The following is a 16920-nucleotide window of genomic DNA, read 5'->3' as shown; positions in this document are numbered from 1 at the left end:
TAAAAAGGAATCAGGTGATCAAACTTCACAAGGCCTTTTATTGGCCGGCAGAAGAATGCCGGCATGGATCGGCATTTTCACCATGACAGCCACCTGGGTGGGTGGAGGTTATATTATCGGTACCAGCGAGGCTGTTTACGACAGTACCAGAGGGCTGGTGTGGGCACAGGCTCCTTGGGGTTATGCCATCAGCCTTATATTAGGTGGTTTGTTTTTTGCAAAAAAAATCAGAAGCTTTGGCTTTACCACTTTTATTGATGTTTTTGAACACAAGTATGGTAAAAAAACTGCCGCTGTACTATTTATTCCTGCCTTGATTGGGGAAATATTTTGGAGTGCAGCCATCCTCGCTGCATTGGGGATAACCTTCGCCACTATTTTTGAATTGGACCTGGAAACGTCCATTATGGTCTCGGCTAGTATAGCCATTGGTTATACCATGATGGGAGGCTTATGGTCTGTGGCATATACAGATGTGGTTCAGCTGATTTTTATCATCCTTGGTCTCGGTATATCCATACCTTTTGCTTTGGATAAAATTGGAGGAATAGAGACTGCTTTAAATATTTATGATCAACAAATCAGCAATGGATTTAATTTATTCCCCAGCCTGAGTGCATTTAGTGGAACCGATCCGGCATGGGGAAATAGTATTTGGGTTTGGCTGGATTTTGCCTTGTTGTTAATAATGGGAGGAATACCATGGCAAGTATATTTCCAAAGAGTGTTGTCCTCAAATTCGGATAAGTCTGCCATTAGGTTGTCTATTTTTGGCGGAATATGTTGTGCATTGATGGCCGTTCCTGCCATTTTCATTGGGGTAGCCGGTGTTGGTTTTGATTGGAGCCAATCCTCCTTGGGAGTTGCTCCGGAAGCCACCATGGTCCTACCCTATGTATTGATAGAAATGACTCCCCCAATCATTGCAGCATTGGGATTAGGGGCAGTTGCAGCTGCAGTAATGTCATCAGTGGATTCATCCATTTTATCTGCAGCCTCTATGTTTACCTGGAATTTCTATCGACCGCTTCTCAACCCCTCTTGCTCCGACAAGCAAATAAAAAATTCCATACGCTTAGCCATTCTCGGAATTGGAATTGTAGCTACCTGGCTTGCCTTAACGCTTCAAAGTGTCTATGAGCTTTGGTACCTTTGTGCGGACCTCGTTTACGTAATTTTGTTTCCACAATTGGTAATGGCTTTGTATTTTAAAAAGTCCAATAAAAGAGGAGCAATTGCCGGAATAATCGTTGGAGTTTTTCTAAGATTTGGCGGTGGTGAACCAATATTTGGCATCCCTCCGTTTTTACCTTATCCGATGGAAGATCCAATTGCAGGAATACAGTTTCCATTCAGAACTTTCTCTATGATTTGTAGTTTAATAAGTATACTTACTGTTTCCCTGCTAATACCGGATAAAGAATCAAACTGAAAAATTATCTTCTAGAAATGAACAAAACGATACAGTTATTTTTGATTTTATTTTTTGCTTTTTCATTTCATTCTCAAGGCCAGGTTCCGGTCATTTTAGATGCAGATCTGGATTCTGATGTAGATGATGTAGGTGCTTTGGCGATGTTGCACACCTTGGAAGACCACCAAACAATCAAAATTCTTGGAGTGGTCATTACCAGTGATGACAAAGATGCCGCCGGATGTGCTGCTGCCATTAACACTTATTACAAAAGACCTGACATTCCTATCGGAGTTGAAAAAGGCATAACGTTAAGAAGTTTCTCTAAATACACAAAACAGCTGGCAACAAACTATCCACATTCTTTAAAAAATGGCAAACAGCCTGAAGATGCCACTAGGCTGTACAGAAGACTATTAGTCAATTCACCAGACAATAGCGTGGTTATTATAAGCATTGGACATCTTACAAATATTCGAAAATTACTCAATTCCAAGGCAGATCATATTAGTCCTCTAAGTGGTCACGAACTGATCAAACAGAAGGTTAAACTCTGGTCTTGTATGGGTGGGCAATACCCTAATGGGAAAGAGGCTAACTTCTATAGACCTGACCCCGAGTCTACCAAAATTGCAGTGAAGAACTGGCCCGGCCAAGTGATCTTTTCCGGTTGGGAAATAGGCAATAATATCATTACCGGAGCGGATTATTTAAAGCATGCGCTTGATAGCGAGCATCCGGTAAGTTTGGCTTATAAATTATTCAATGGATATCAAGGAAGGCAAAGCTGGGATCAAACTTCTATTTTGGTGGCCCTAACTGATAAGCACTATTGGAAACTGAGTCCCAAAGGAAACGTAATAGTTAATGAAGATGGAAGCAATTCTTGGGAAGATGACCCTCAGGGTTTACACCAGTACTTGATTGAATCTTTACCCCCTACTGAAATCGCTAAAATTATTGATGCATTAATGGTGGGGATTTATAGGCCTGGTTTTTGATTGTTTGATTGGATATTGGATGGGTTGTAAAACCTCTTCACATTTACTCTTCTTTATTCTACATATTAGACCCCAAACCTTAAATTTTTAACATATGAAAGCATCAGATTTATTTGTAAAAGCACTGGAGAAGGAAGGTGTAGAATATATTTTTGGTCTTCCAGGAGAGGAAAACCTAGACATTTTAGAGTCTCTTACCCGTTCTAAAATCAAATTAATTTTGACAAGGCATGAACAAGGCGCTGGTTTTATGGCAGCCACTTATGGAAGGCTCACCGGCAAGCCGGGAGTTTGTATGTCTACACTGGGACCCGGAGCCACAAACTTATTCACACCGGGAGCCTATGCCCAACTAGGTGCCATGCCCATGTTAATGATTACCGGCCAAAAACCTATTAAAAAAAGCAAGCAGGCTCGTTTCCAAATAATTGATGTCGTAGACATGATGCGACCTATCACCAAGTACACCAAACAAATTGTGGATGGCAATGTGATTGCCTCGAACGTAAGAGAAGCTTTTCGAATAGCTACAGAAGAAAGACCCGGGGCAGTACACTTGGAGCTTCCCGAAGACATTGCACAAGAGGAGGTAGAAGACCATGTGTTTGAGGTTGTAGACTATTTGTTGCCAAAGTCAGATGATGAGGCAATCCAATCAGCAGCCAAAATGATTGAAAATGCCAAAATGCCACTCTTGCTAATAGGGGCAGGAGCCAATAGAAAGGTAACTTGCCAGGCCTTGGCCTCATTTGTAGATACTACAGGAATCTATTTTTTCACCACGCAAATGGGAAAAGGGGTAATTGATGAAAGACATCCTAAGTACCTCGGCACCGCAGCACTCTCCTCACATGATTTTGTCCATGCTGCCATTGATGAATCAGATTTGATCATCAATGTAGGGCATGATGTAATTGAAAAGCCTCCATTTTTCATGAAACAGGGAGGGAAAAAGGTAATACATGTAAATTTTTCCCCTGCAGAAGTCGACCCCGTATATTTCCCGCAACTAAACGTTGTAGGGGACATAACCGGTTCTGTCGAAAAACTTGCCAAAGCAGTAAGGCCTTCAGAAAGCTGGAATTTCGATTTTTATAAAAAGGTAAAAACAGAAGTTTCTGAACATCTCGGAAAGTATTTTGAAGATGAACGCTTCCCTACCTTACCCCAGCGATTGGTAAATTTATTAAGAAATAAGCTAGGTGAAAAAGATGTAATAACATTGGACAATGGCGTGTATAAAATTTGGTTTGCCAGAAACTATACATGTTATCAACCCAACACCCTTTTGCTTGACAATGCATTGGCAACTATGGGGGCAGGCTTGCCTTCAGCCATGTGTGTTAATTTATTACACCCTGACAAAAAAGTAGTCGCCATCTGTGGAGATGGTGGATTTATGATGAACTCTCAGGAGTTAGAAACTGCCGTTCACTTGGGATTAAATATGGTAGTCATTATTTTGAATGATGAATCCTATGGTATGATCAAATGGAAACAAGAAGACATGGGTTTCAAGGATTTTGGTTTAGACTTTAAAAATCCTGACTTTGTTCAATACGCAAATAGCTATGGAGCGCATGGCTACCGCCCTGAAAGTGACAAGGATTTACAAGAAATTCTTGACAAATCACTCAATAGCTCGGGGGTTCATGTAATTGACTTAAAGGTTGATTATTCTTTAAACCACCCAATTTTAAATGTAATGTTGAAAGAAAAAACTTCCAAACTATGAATGACCAATTAAAAGTATATGCACCTTTTGATAGAACACTAATAGGCACTTTGCCCATGGCAGATGCCGATGAATTGGAGCAAAAAATAGCGACAGCCCATGATCTTTTTAAGGACCGAAGTCAATGGATTCCTGCGCACAAAAGAATTGCTATATTGGAAAAAGCGAGAGCTTTGATGGAGGATAAAATAGAAGACTTAACCAATACAGCGGCCAAAGAGGGAGGAAAACCCTTCCAGGATTCTATGGTAGAGGTAAAAAGGGCCATTAATGGGTTAAAGATTGCCACTGAGGAAATCTCTCATATGAAAGGTGGACAAATTCCAATGGGCATTACCGAATCATCCGTTAATAGATTGGCTTTTACCATCCGTGAACCAATAGGTGTAGTCGCTTCTCTATCCGCCTTCAATCATCCCTTGAACCTAATCGTCCACCAAGTGATTACTGCTTTTGCTGCAGGTTGTCCGGTGATCGTAAAACCAGCGAGCAAGACACCTTATTCTTGCATGGCCCTTGTAGAAATCCTAAAAGAAGCCGGAGTACCGGAAGGCTGGGTTCAGTCTATACATTGCAGCAATGAACTTTCAGAAAAACTAGTGGGTGACCCTAGAATTAATTTCCTATCCTTTATCGGTTCTGCAAAAGTGGGCTGGTCATTAAAATCTAAAATGGCGCCCGGAACCAGGTGTGCGCTGGAACACGGTGGTGCAGCTCCTGTAATTGTTGAAAAGGATTCCGTATTTGAAGAGATGTTACCTTTACTGGTAAAAGGTGGTTTCTACCATGCAGGTCAAGTATGTGTTTCGGTTCAAAAAGTATTCGCCCACAATTCCATAGCAGAAAAGCTTGCCAATGACATCGCCGATAAAGCGAAAGACCTGAAAGTTGGAGATCCACTTTCTAAAGAAACAGAAGTAGGTCCCCTTATCGAAACCGGAGAAGTTGACCGAGTGGATGAATGGGTAAAAGAAGCCATTGCCGGAGGGGCGAAGCTCTTATGCGGAGGAAAGAAAATCAGTGATACCTGCTATGAACCTACCGTATTGCTAAATCCATCTAATGAAGCGAAGATCTCCCAAGAAGAGGTATTTGGCCCTGTTGTCTGTGTGTATGCTTATGAAGATAGAGAAGAAGCCATTGCCTTGGCCAATAGCCTTGAATTTCACTTTCAAGCAGCCGTATTTACTAAGGATTTGGACATAGCTCTTGATACAGTACAAAAGTTGAATGCCACAGCAGTAATGGTAAATGACCATACAGCTTTTCGAGTTGATTGGATGCCTTTTGGGGGAAGAGATGCCTCAGGCGAAGGTATGGGAGGAATCCCCTACTCTATGCACGAAATGACTCGTGAAAAATTAATGGTATTCAAAAGCAAATACTTGCCATAACAATTCCATAATCCTGAATATTCAAGCTTTCCAATCCTATTGGAAAGCTTTTTTTATTTCCCCCAAAATGGGATCGGCTTATAATAAGGCTTATGTCTATCTTTTTTGCATACAAGTAAATAATATGATATTTTAGAATATCTACATAACATACCCTTCTTATGAATCCTGAAGTCGATTTTTATTTTAAGAAATCAAAAAAATGGCAAAAAGAATTGATTTTATTAAGGAGCATCATCCTGGATTTCCCTCTTTCTGAAGAATTAAAATGGGGTGTTCCATGCTATACCTGGTCATCGAACCCCACGTCAAAAGCCAGCAACATCCTTTTAATACATGAGTTTAAAGAATATTGTGCCCTATTGTTTTTTAAAGGAGTGCTTTTAAATGATCCGGATAAAATACTGGTGCAGCAAACTGAGAATGTGCAAGCGGCAAGACAAATGCGCTTCACCGGTGAAGAGGAGATTTTGACAGGTACAGCTATCATTAAATCCTTAATAAGTGAAGCCATATCCGTGGAAGAAGCCGGCTTAGAGGTACCGAAAAGAGAAACAAAATCTTACGAAATTGTAGAAGAGTTTCAACTGGCAATGGATAACGAACCTAATTTACTGAAAGGTTTTCAATCCCTTTCTCCCGGAAGACAAAGGGCCTATTTATTGTATTTCTCTTCTGCAAAACAATCCAAAACAAGGCTTTCAAGGATTGATAAATACAAGGCCAAAATAATAAATGGGCAAGGAAAGGATGATTGATTTTTTGAATATTATTTTTCAAAGTGCAAATAATTAATTTTAAAGGGCTTAAAATCAATTCAATGTCTCATCAGGAATGATTTAAAATAAAAATTGGGCGTACAAAACCATTAAAAATTACAAAAGGTGAAAATAATGGCGTATTTTTCAGTATGCTAACTGTACAGCTGAATAGAAACTGAATTAAAAAGTAGATTTTAACCCTTCTATTAGATATTAAACCATAAAAGGAAGTCAAGTCGATTCCTTATCATTGACGTTTATTGTAAAATTTGAAAGCATCTATTTGACCCAAAACCATAAATTAAAAACTAAAAATGGACAAGAAAATAGCAATCTTAAGGGGGATTAACGTTGGTGGTAAACGGAAAATTTTGATGGCGGACCTTAAATCCTTATTTAAAGAATTAGGGTATAGTGAGATTTCAACATATATACAAAGTGGCAATGTTATTTTCACTCCAGCTGATAAGGCAGATGAAAAGGAAATGGCAAACAAAATTGAAAAGGCCATAGAAGAAAAATTTGGATTTGAGGTTCCTGTAATCGTTCGAACCGCTAAGGATTTGCAAAAAACATTATCAAACAACCCCTATTATAAAGATGGTGAAATGGATATTAGCCCATTACACATTACTTTCTTGGCACAAAATCCAACCAGTGAAAACCTTGATAAAATAAAAACTTTTGATTTCCCACCTGACAAATATACAATTGAGGGAAAGGATGTTTTTATTTATTGTGAAGGAAAATACCATCAATCCAAATTGACCAATAATTTTTTTGAAAATAAGCTAAAGGTGAAAGCTACCACCAGAAATCTCAAAACCCTAAAGAAGCTTTGCGAATTAAGTCAATAAACCAGACCGCTTGAAAAAGAACAACATCCTCTTACTAAATTGAATTGTGAACTCCCAAAATAAAAACCATTTCATGATCATGAAAAAATTATCCTTCATACTATTACTTGTATTTTCAATTTCATTCACTTATGCCCAAGACATTTCTTATGAGCAGTTAGAGAGCCTGCCTTATTATGGACAAGAGCTTAGAAAAACCGACAGCTATTTATCAGAGCGCTGCGTGTTGGATATATACTATCCAAAGAATACCAAGGATTTTGCGACAATAGTGTGGTTTCACGGAGGAGGTATCACCGGAGGAGAAAAAGAAATCCCGGAAGCGTTAAAAAATCAGGGCTTTGCAATAATTGGCGTAAACTATCGATTATCTCCTAAAGTCAAAGCTCCCACATACATTGAAGATGCTGCAGCTGCCATTGCTTGGACGTTCAAAAATATCGAAGAGTATGGAGGGGATCCCAAAAAAATATTCGTTTCCGGACATAGTGCAGGCGGATACTTGGCCAGTATGGTTGGATTGGATAAGTCTTACCTACAAACACATGGTATAGATGCAAATGAAATTGCCGGATTGATACCATTTAGCGGTCATACCATTACTCATTTCACAGTACGCAAAGAGCAAGGCATTCCCGGAGAGCAGCCCACCATTGATAAATATGCGCCTTTGTTTCATGTAAGAAAAGATTCGCCTCCATTATTACTTATAACAGGAGACCGTGAACTTGAACTTTTAGGTAGATATGAAGAAAACGCTTATCTAATGCGCATGATGAAAGTGGTGGGGCATAAGGAAACTGTCCTCTACGAAATGGATGGATATGGACATGGAATGACCCATCCTGCCTTTCCATTGCTTATCAAAGAAGTGAAAAGAATTTTAGGCAAGTAAGCCTAAAAAGGTGCTTATAAAGCAATACCAATAATTGAATAAAAGCAAAGCTTATGGATCAATCTCAAATAAAGGACATTCCCGCATTGTATTCAAAAATTCAATCCAAAGCCAAGGAGATAGGATTCACCATGCCTTCAGATCTCTATATAGGTAGTTTGCTGAAAACCCTTATCTCATCCCGTATTAATGCCAATATCTTAGAAATTGGCACAGGAGCCGGCTTGTCATTGGCATGGATGGTGGACGGCTTATGTGAAAATTCTCAACTTACTACCATTGACAATGACCCTCAATTAACCAATATTGCAAAGGAATTTTTCGAAGAAAACCCAAAGCTTAGCATTGTATGTGAAGACGGAGAAAAATGGATAGAAAATTATGAGGGTCCATTATTCGATTTGATTTTTGCGGATGCTTGGCCCGGCAAATACAGCCATATAGATGAAACCTTAGCCATGGTTAAGCCTGGTGGATTTTACGTGATAGATGACATGAATCCCCAAAAAAACTGGCCTTTAGGACATGCTGAAAAAGCGGAGCAATTGATAAAAACCCTCGAAGAAAGAAATGATTTCAACCTTACAAAAATGAATTGGTCAACCGGTGTAATACTTATGACCAAAATATAATAAGGATAATAAACCCTATTTCGATTCAAATTTTATATGTTACGAAACAAATTTATCACCGTTTCATGAGGGCATTATAATTTGAAAATCGTAAATAGCATATAAAATCACCCTTTACTCAACTAACTACAATACCACAATGGCCTTACCCAATATTTTCGATAAAAATGTTACTGAGGGATTAATTGCTAGGATCAATCAATTGAAAGCTGACACCCAACCGGAATGGGGTAAAATGACTGCCCCACAAATGCTTGCCCATTGTAATGTGACCTACGAGATGGTATTTACAGACAAACATCCCAAGCCAAATTTCTTTATGAAATTTATTTTAAAACTGTTTGTTAAAAAAATTGTGGTAGGTGAAAAGCCATACAAAAGGAACTCACAAACCGCACCGGCTTTTTTAATAACTGATACCAGAGATTTTGAGAAAGAACGCAAAAGACTCATTGATTATTTAAATCAAACACAGGCATTGGGTGCAAAGAGCTTTGATAATAAAGAATCCAATTCTTTTGGTAAGCTAAGTATAGAAGAATGGAACAACATGTTTTACAAGCACCTTGACCACCATTTAACTCAATTCGGGGTTTAATATTTATTTCTATAACTACCTGAATTAAACGGTTTTTCCTAACCTTATTTTTAAAACCCTGCATCCAGGGTCAATAAAAATTGTGCCTATTATTTCAGGGAAGCAGAGAGGAAATTGGGCAAAATAAGAAGTTTGGCATCCGGTATTTTATATCCGGTAAAGTAAATCTTTGATATTAATTCTGCAAGCCATATACGGTCTATAAAGAAATCCATCTTTAAATAAAACTAAATTCATCGATATAGTTTTAAATCCCAGAGGAATAGTTTATTATAGTAGTTGAATCTTGAAATGAACCCTAAATTAGCCAATATGCATCTATTCAATTATAAGCGAAGAAACCTGGGTACGGGTATTCACCTTTTAGGTGCAATTCTATTATTGGCAAGTTCTATTGTTCTGCTTAGCTCTGTGTTTATTGAAGCAGCAGATAATCTCCAAAAAACCTTATGGGTAGGTTTAAGTGCTTTTACTGCAGGACTGATTATTATCAACACTTACGAGGGCACTTTAATTGATCTGGATAACAAATCCATCAAGGAATATTTCTCCTTTTGTGGATATAAAACCGGGCATTGGCAAAAACTACCTTCCGTAAAAGCCATTAAATTGGTCCCTATTGAAGAAAAGACATCCAATACGCCCAATGGCATAAGTCCTACAATCAGTTCTATAAAATTCAGTTATCAAATCGTTGTTTCCTTTTTACCGAAAAAACTAATTTACACCTATTCCTACAATAGTAAATCAGAAGCTCAAAAAAAATACAAAATGCTTAAAGAGAACCTTTTGATGGATGAATTCAATGGGCCTCTTTCCAAATAAACCTGAAATAATACCTATTTTTTCTGTTGAAACTTAACACTGAAGCCCCCCTGTAGGAAAGGCCTCCCAAAAAAATTAGGAATAAGCATTGCTATTGCTCCCCAGTAAACAATCTTTAAACTTTTTTTCCATAAACTCATTTCGCCTACCCTAGAGGGCTTAAAAGGAAAACAGCTGTTGCTATTGTTCTTTATTCATGAATGGGTTTTCGACCATGGTTTTTTGAAAAATTTCACTAATCTCATTTTCAGTTAATTCCCTATCAAAAACAGCCAATCCCCCAATTTGCCCATTGAAAAAATTGCCCATCCCTCTGGACAGAACCACAGCGCCAACGGTAAAGTCGGACCCGTTGTCCCCCATTCCATCTTTAAATAAATAAGGGTTTTTAGAATGGATCAATCCATCAGGCAATCCTTCAAAACCTTTGGTATTATTAATAAGCTCAGGTGCCCTTTCCTCAAAAACACCATCCAAATAGGCCTTTATGTATTCCCCGTCATAACTAAAGGCAATATTATGCCATTTTCCTTTGGTTAGTTTTTGCTTACTTGCGGCATAATCACAGCTGTATGGGAAAGGAGGCGTAGGCCCTCCTGAGTAAGAAATATGACCACAGACTTGGGAGGCTCCATTGTAATGAGGAAGATCTACAAATAACCCATACTGTCGTTTCCCTCCGTCGGTATACTCGTTCCACATTCCACCAACAAATCCGGTTTTCCCTTCCCATTTTACCCATGCCATTACCGTTACCCCTTGATTTTTACCATATATATTTAAATCCGCAGTTTTTTCATGACCTAAAGAAAAATACGCTTCATTCTCCATTAGCGCAGAATAACCAGACAGGGGGCCTTCAGGTATCCGTTGGATCTCACCGTTCATTTCCTTCAAAGGAAATCCTCCCTTTCCTAGGGCCTTTCTGGCCTTTCCACCTTCCTCCTTAAAATCCCAGAGGGCTACAAGTCCATCCATTTCTTGAAGGCCTGCAAGCTGATTGTCTTCCTTGCAACTCATTAAGGTAAACACGCTTAAGGAAAAATATAATAGAAGTGAATAACGCATAGCAATTGTATTATTTAATTGATCATGTATAAGTAAGGCAAAGAATACCACCAGCCATACATTCCAAATAATGTTCAACATTACTTTTTTTTCACAAAAGAGCTTTCACCGTAGTAAAGTTGGGATTAAAATTACTATATAATGTTTTACCCATCAAAATTCCTAGCGAACCCAATATTATGTATATTGTTGACTTGTTTGTCATTTAAAACAAAATCCAAAACCTCTATATCATGAAAAGGCAATTTAATAGATATTGGCTTACCAAAAGCATCATTTTTAGCTTTTGTCTGTATATGACTGCGTGTTCAGAAAAATCAGAAACTAAAACCAAAGTTGCCAAGAAACCTAATATAGTGTTTATCTTTACTGATGATCATGCTTACCAAGCCATAAGTGCTTATCAAAGCCGTCTTGCAGATTTGGCCCCAACTCCCAATATAGATCGCATAGCGGCTAATGGTATTCTTTTTAACAGCGCATATGTCACCAATTCTATTTGTGCTCCCTCCAGAGCAACTGTACTTACCGGTACACATAGCCATGTAAATGGACATCGGACCAATGGTGACACTTTTGATGGCAGTCAAATTACCTTTCCAAAACTATTAAAAGACAATGGATACACCACAGCCCTCATTGGTAAATGGCATCTAAAATCTACCCCAACCGGATTTGATCATTGGGAAATACTTCCCGGACAAGGACATTATTACAATCCTGATATAATATCCTCCACAGACACCAGCATAGCTGAAGGTTATGTCACAGATATTATTACAGACAAATCTTTGGAATGGTTGGATGAAAACAGCAAAGGTGATAAGCCTTTTATGCTAATGTTACAACATAAGGTTCCCCATAGAAAATGGGAAAAAGGACCTGCGCATTTGGATCTTTATGAAGAACTCACCTTTCCTGAACCGGAAAACCTTTTTGATGATTATTCAAGCCGAGGTACTGCGGCCAAAACACAGGACATGAGCATAGAGAAAACCATGGACCTAGCTTCTGACCTTAAGGTTTGGACAGAAGCCAATAAAAAGGGGGCCATATTTAACCGAACCTATGCAAGGATGAATGCAGAACAACAGGCAAACTGGGATGCAACCTATGACCCGATTATTGCGGATTTCCAAGCACAAGACCTTGAGGGAAAGGAGTTAATACAATGGAAATACCAAAGGTATATGAAAGACTATTTGGCCACCATTAGGTCCGTTGATGATAACGTGGGACGAGTTCTTGACTACTTGGAAGAAAATGGTTTGACAGAAAATACCTTAGTAGTTTATACCTCAGATCAAGGCTTTTATCTCGGAGAACATGGCTGGTTTGATAAGCGTTTCATGTATGAAGAATCCTTCAGAACGCCCTTATTGATGCAGTGGAAAGGAACGATTCCTTCCGGAATCACCAATGACCAATTGGTATCTAACCTCGATTTTGCTCAAACCTTTTTGGACATGGCCAAGGTTCAGGCACCAGACCGTATGCAAGGCAAAAGCCTATTGCCATTGATGAAAGGTAGTAAACCGGAAAACTGGAGAGAATTTCTGTATTACCATTACTATGAATTTCCTGCCGTACACAGTGTCCGAAAACACGAAGGAGTAACCGGTGAACGGTATAAATTAATGCATTTTTATGAGCTTGATGAATGGGAACTTTACGACTTAAAGGAAGATCCAAGGGAAATGAAAAACCTATATTATGAATCCTCCTATGACTCCCTCAAATCTGCTATGACCGATCGCCTAAAACGTATCAAAATGCATTATGGAGTGATCACACCCAAAAGTAATTATTAATCCCAATTGAACCACCCATGCGTTTAACCTACCTTTTCGTTTTTACGATTTACATCACTTTCGCTTGCAGCCCGGGCAAAAATAAGGACAAAGATCAGCCAGCCAATACTAAAGCTGACCTCCAGCTCTTGATGGACAGCTCGGACGAACAGTTAATGGTTTATAACAAGGCTAATCCCGACAAGCCTCTTCTTGTTCAGGAAGTAAAAGCCCAATTCAGGCCCTATCTTCATCCCATCGTAGCTCCAGATGGAAAAGGAATTCTAACAGAAAAGAGCCCTGATCACCACCAACACCAAACTGGAATTTATTGGGGGTTCACTCGAGTAAATCAAAGGGATTTTTTCCATAATCCCGGAGCGGACCATTGGAAGAAAGTGGCTGTAAACATACTAGAAAATGAGGGTGAAAATGTTTCTTGGCAAACGGTTTATGAAATGCTGGATAGTTTGGGAAGGCCATTGATGACAGAAACTCAAACCTGGAGTCTCAAGGTTCAGGGGGAAGAATATTTACTGGATTTGGAGTGGCGTGGAAATGCTGCCCAAGACATTACCCTAGGTAAATACGATTATGGGGGACTTTTTATTAGAATGCCATGGAAAGAAGGAATGAAGGCAGCCATCACCAATACTGCCCGACAAGTCAATGAAAAAGCGGAAGGAGAACATTCCATGTGGGTGAATGTGGGAATGCAGGTAGAAGGTAGATCAGAGATGGCCAATATTGCAGTTTTTGATCATCCTGATAACAAAGGCTATCCGCAAAAATGGCGAGTAGACCAACAGTTTGGCCTTGGACCGGCCTATACACGTGACGAAGACTGGAAAATTGATAGTGGAGCTACCCAAATTATCAAACATCGACTACTGTTCTATACCAAGGCCTTCAATGATGTGGAAGTAACGGAGGCCTGGGCAGCTTATACCGGAAGGGAAGGCATGTACAATACTGCTTCCTTATGGCAAATGGCAAGAGACGAGGGCAGGAAAGCCAAATTTTTAACCCCCGATAAGGCAGTTGAGGAAATGACTATAAAACCAGGCTATAAGGTGAATGTTTTTGCTTCAGAACCCATGATAAGCCAGCCGATGGCCTTTTGCTGGGATGATAAAGGGCGGCTTTGGATAGCTGAAAACAAAGATTACGAGTCAAGACAGCATGGTTTTTCAAACAACGGCAACAGCCGTATCCTTATCTTGGAAGACACAGATGGTGATGGAAAGGCGGATCGAAAGAAAGTTTTTATGGAAGGACTGGCTTTTCCTGCAGCTTTGGCGGTAGGCTTTGACGGGGTTTATGTAGGAGCACCGCCCAACCTTCTTTTCATTCCTGATAAAAACCAAGATGACAAAGCAGATATTGAGGATATTGAAGTTTTGCTTACCGGATGGGGAATAAGAGACCGCCATGAAACATTAAATAGCCTTCAGTGGGGGCCGGATGGTTGGCTTTACGGGCTACAAGGCTTTGCTACTCCATCAAAAATCAGAAAGCCCACAGAAAAGGAAAAAACAAAACTCTATTACCATAAAGACCCATTTCCGGAAGACTTACTTGAAGCAGATGGGGTAGACATTAATGGAGGAGTTTGGCGCTATCACCCTACCAAGCACAGATTTGAGGTAGTCGCTCATGGCTTTAGCAATCCCTGGGGAATTGATTACGACGCCAAGGGCCAACTCATTATGTCGGCCTGTGTAATCCCTCACCTTTGGCATGTGGTGCCGGGAGGGATTTATCATCGGCAAGGAGGGCAACATTTCAACCCTTACGTGTATGAAGATATCAAAACAATAACCGACCATAGTCACCGTTCGGCCCATGGAGGGGCTAGAATTTATCAGTCAGACGCTTTTCCTAAGGAAGAAAAAGGGAAAGTTTTTATGGCCAATATCCACGAACATGCAGTCTTATCAGACAGTTTAATACCAAGTGGGTCAAGTTTCATTGGCAAGCATTCGGATAATTTCCTTTTGGCAAACAATGCCCAATGGGTAGGTTTTAGTATGGAAATAGGTCCGGAAGGCGGCATTTATGTATTGGATTGGCACGATGCAGATATCTGTGGTCAAGAAGTCCTTAATAGTGAAACAGGTCGGGTTTTCAGAATTATGCCTGAAAACAACCAAGCCAAAAACTGGAAAGGGAGGTATACTGACCTCAACCTCCTGACAGATATGGAACTCGCTGGCTTACAAAGCAGTGAAAGTGACTGGCATGCAAGAAGGGCCAGAGGGATTCTACAGAAACGAGCCTATTATAGTGAAATAAAACCAGATGCCATTCAGGCATTAAAAGCTCTATTTTCAAGTACAAATCCTACCGATCTGAGACTAAAGGCACTATGGACCCTACATCAAACCAATACCTTAACGGAAACAACCTTGCTGTCCTCCCTGAGCGACCAAGACCCCTATATTCGTTCCTGGGCCGTTCAATTGATTTGTGAAAGCAATACTCCCCTACCAAAAGCAAAAGATATAATGGTAGCAATGGCAGAAACAGACCCCTCCCCCATCGTTCGGCTTTATTTGGCCTCTGCCTTACAAAGAGTTCCAGAGGACTGGAAATGGGAACTGGCAGCCCATCTGGTTTCCAGAAAAGAAGACCAAAATGATCACAACATACCCAAACTCGTTTGGTTTGGAATTTCAGATTTAATTGAAAAAGATGAGAGAAAGTTTATGGAATTGGCCGAACAGTCTAAAATCCCATTGCTCACAAAATACATTGCAAGAAGGGCTGTGGACGGCGATGCATTGAAACAACTTGTCCAGGCGATTATTTCCTATTCCCGTAATCAAACATTATTACTGGAAGGAATGATCAATGGAATGGAGGGTAGAACAGATTTGGTTGCTCCCGACAACTGGAAAAACTTGGAAAGTCAATTAAAGAAGAACCTTGCCACCAAAGGCTTTGCTGAGGATATTGCGGCCCTATTTGGAGATGCTGAAGCCACCCAAAAAGCTTTGGCAAGTTTGAGAAGCAAAAATAGTAATAAGAGAGAAAAAATTAAAGCCATACAATTATTAGCTGCCCGCCAAAAAGGAGAATTGGTACCTATACTTCTAGGCTTATTCGAAGACAAAGACCTGCAAGAAGAGGCCATCAAAGCTGCGGCAGCTTTTGATAATGAGCAAGTAGGGAAAGCCTTGATAGCTATATATCCACAGGCAAGCCCTGAAACCAAAGTTAACATCCTCCAAACTTTATCCTCTCGACCAAGGTATGGAAACCTGCTATTAGATGAAATTAAAGCCAGAAACATCGTTAAAAAAGAAATCCCTGTCACCCTTGCCAGACAGCTTCACAGAGTGATTGGAAGCGGGTTTGTGGAATTCTGGGGGCCAATAGAACATGTACCCAATGATGAGGCAGCCTATGATAAATACCGGTCAATGTTGACAAACAATGCTTTAAAAAATGCAAATCTTAAAGCAGGAAAAGCCCTTTTCACGAACACTTGTGGGTCATGTCACAAAATGTTTGGAGAGGGAGCTGATATTGGACCAGACCTTACCGGATCCAACCGGACTAACACTGATTATATTTTATTGAACGTCTTGGAACCAAGTGCTGAAATTCAGGACGCCTATAAATTGGTTGTAATCACCACCATGGGAGGACGAACCTACACCGGGAACGTTGTAGGAGAAAACGCCAGACAAATCACTTTAAAAATTGCCGGCCAAGAACCTGTAAAAATCAATAAATCAGCAATTCAAAGCAAAGAAGTCACCAATGTTTCTTTAATGCCTCCGGGTCTTTTTGAGTCCCTTGGTGCGCAGGAAGTAATTGATTTAATGGCATATTTAAAAAGTCCGAGAAAAATTAATTAGCATCATTTAATAAAATCCATGGTTGATTTTAATCCTCAAACCTGCAGAATTACTCAGCATATGTATCCATTTTGAGGATTGTAA

The 16920-nt window shown here is 39.8% G+C and carries 13 protein-coding genes; 12 read left to right on the top strand and 1 reads right to left on the bottom strand.

Annotation, left to right across the window (positions count from 1 at the left end; all coding sequences use genetic code 11):
• From AAC037_RS04430 to AAC037_RS04385, 10 genes are all read left to right on the top strand, one after another.
• Positions 1-1432 (top strand): sodium:solute symporter family protein (locus AAC037_RS04430; RefSeq protein WP_339901846.1); only part of this gene is annotated, 1432 nt, incomplete at its 5' end.
• A gap of 17 nt (positions 1433-1449) precedes the next feature.
• Positions 1450-2415, top strand: a complete 966-nt coding sequence (locus AAC037_RS04425) for a nucleoside hydrolase (RefSeq protein WP_339901845.1) — start codon at positions 1450-1452, stop codon at positions 2413-2415.
• Between the two features lie 94 nt (positions 2416-2509).
• Complete coding sequence (locus AAC037_RS04420) at positions 2510-4150, top strand: acetolactate synthase large subunit (RefSeq protein ID WP_339901844.1); 1641 nt, start codon at positions 2510-2512, stop codon at positions 4148-4150.
• Entirely contained in the window at positions 4147-5544 is a 1398-nt protein-coding gene (locus tag AAC037_RS04415) for an aldehyde dehydrogenase family protein (RefSeq protein ID WP_339901843.1), read from the top strand. The genes AAC037_RS04420 and AAC037_RS04415 overlap by 4 nt, the downstream gene beginning before the upstream one ends.
• 161 nt (positions 5545-5705) lie before the next feature.
• Positions 5706-6302, top strand: coding sequence for a DUF1801 domain-containing protein (locus AAC037_RS04410; protein WP_339901842.1), 597 nt, complete (start codon positions 5706-5708; stop codon positions 6300-6302).
• 317 nt (positions 6303-6619) lie between these two features.
• Positions 6620-7162, top strand: coding sequence for a DUF1697 domain-containing protein (locus AAC037_RS04405; RefSeq protein WP_339901841.1), 543 nt, complete (start codon positions 6620-6622; stop codon positions 7160-7162).
• 79 nt (positions 7163-7241) lie between these two features.
• Positions 7242-8057 carry an alpha/beta hydrolase gene (locus AAC037_RS04400; protein ID WP_339901840.1) on the top strand — a complete coding sequence of 272 codons (816 nt, stop codon included), beginning with the start codon at positions 7242-7244 and terminating at the stop codon, positions 8055-8057.
• 53 nt (positions 8058-8110) lie between these two features.
• Positions 8111-8689, top strand: coding sequence for a class I SAM-dependent methyltransferase (locus tag AAC037_RS04395; RefSeq protein ID WP_339901839.1), 579 nt, complete (start codon positions 8111-8113; stop codon positions 8687-8689).
• A 139-nt stretch (positions 8690-8828) separates the two neighbouring features.
• The gene (locus tag AAC037_RS04390) at positions 8829-9287 is read left to right on the top strand and encodes a DUF1569 domain-containing protein (RefSeq protein WP_339901838.1); all 459 of its coding nucleotides are present in this window, start codon (positions 8829-8831) and stop codon (positions 9285-9287) included.
• A 291-nt stretch (positions 9288-9578) separates the two neighbouring features.
• Positions 9579-10112: a hypothetical protein gene (locus AAC037_RS04385; RefSeq protein ID WP_339901837.1), complete on the top strand. Its 534-nt coding sequence runs from the start codon at positions 9579-9581 to the stop codon at positions 10110-10112.
• 180 nt (positions 10113-10292) lie between these two features.
• Here the strand turns inward: AAC037_RS04385 and AAC037_RS04380 are convergent, their stop codons facing one another.
• Positions 10293-11132, bottom strand: a complete 840-nt coding sequence (locus AAC037_RS04380) for a LamG domain-containing protein (RefSeq protein ID WP_339901836.1) — start codon at positions 11130-11132, stop codon at positions 10293-10295.
• A 281-nt stretch (positions 11133-11413) separates the two neighbouring features.
• Between AAC037_RS04380 and AAC037_RS04375 the strand changes: the two genes are divergently transcribed.
• Together AAC037_RS04375 and AAC037_RS04370 are read left to right on the top strand one after the other, a co-directional pair.
• Positions 11414-12991, top strand: a complete 1578-nt coding sequence (locus tag AAC037_RS04375) for a sulfatase (RefSeq protein ID WP_339901835.1) — start codon at positions 11414-11416, stop codon at positions 12989-12991.
• Between the two features lie 17 nt (positions 12992-13008).
• A complete protein-coding gene (locus AAC037_RS04370) occupies positions 13009-16836 on the top strand; it encodes a PVC-type heme-binding CxxCH protein (RefSeq protein ID WP_339901834.1) in 3828 nt (1275 codons plus the stop codon).
• Positions 16837-16920 lie beyond the last annotated feature (84 nt).

This window comes from uncultured Cyclobacterium sp., assembly GCF_963976465.1.
GTDB lineage: Bacteria > Bacteroidota > Bacteroidia > Cytophagales > Cyclobacteriaceae > Cyclobacterium.
This window is presented reverse-complemented; position numbering and strand designations above follow the sequence as displayed.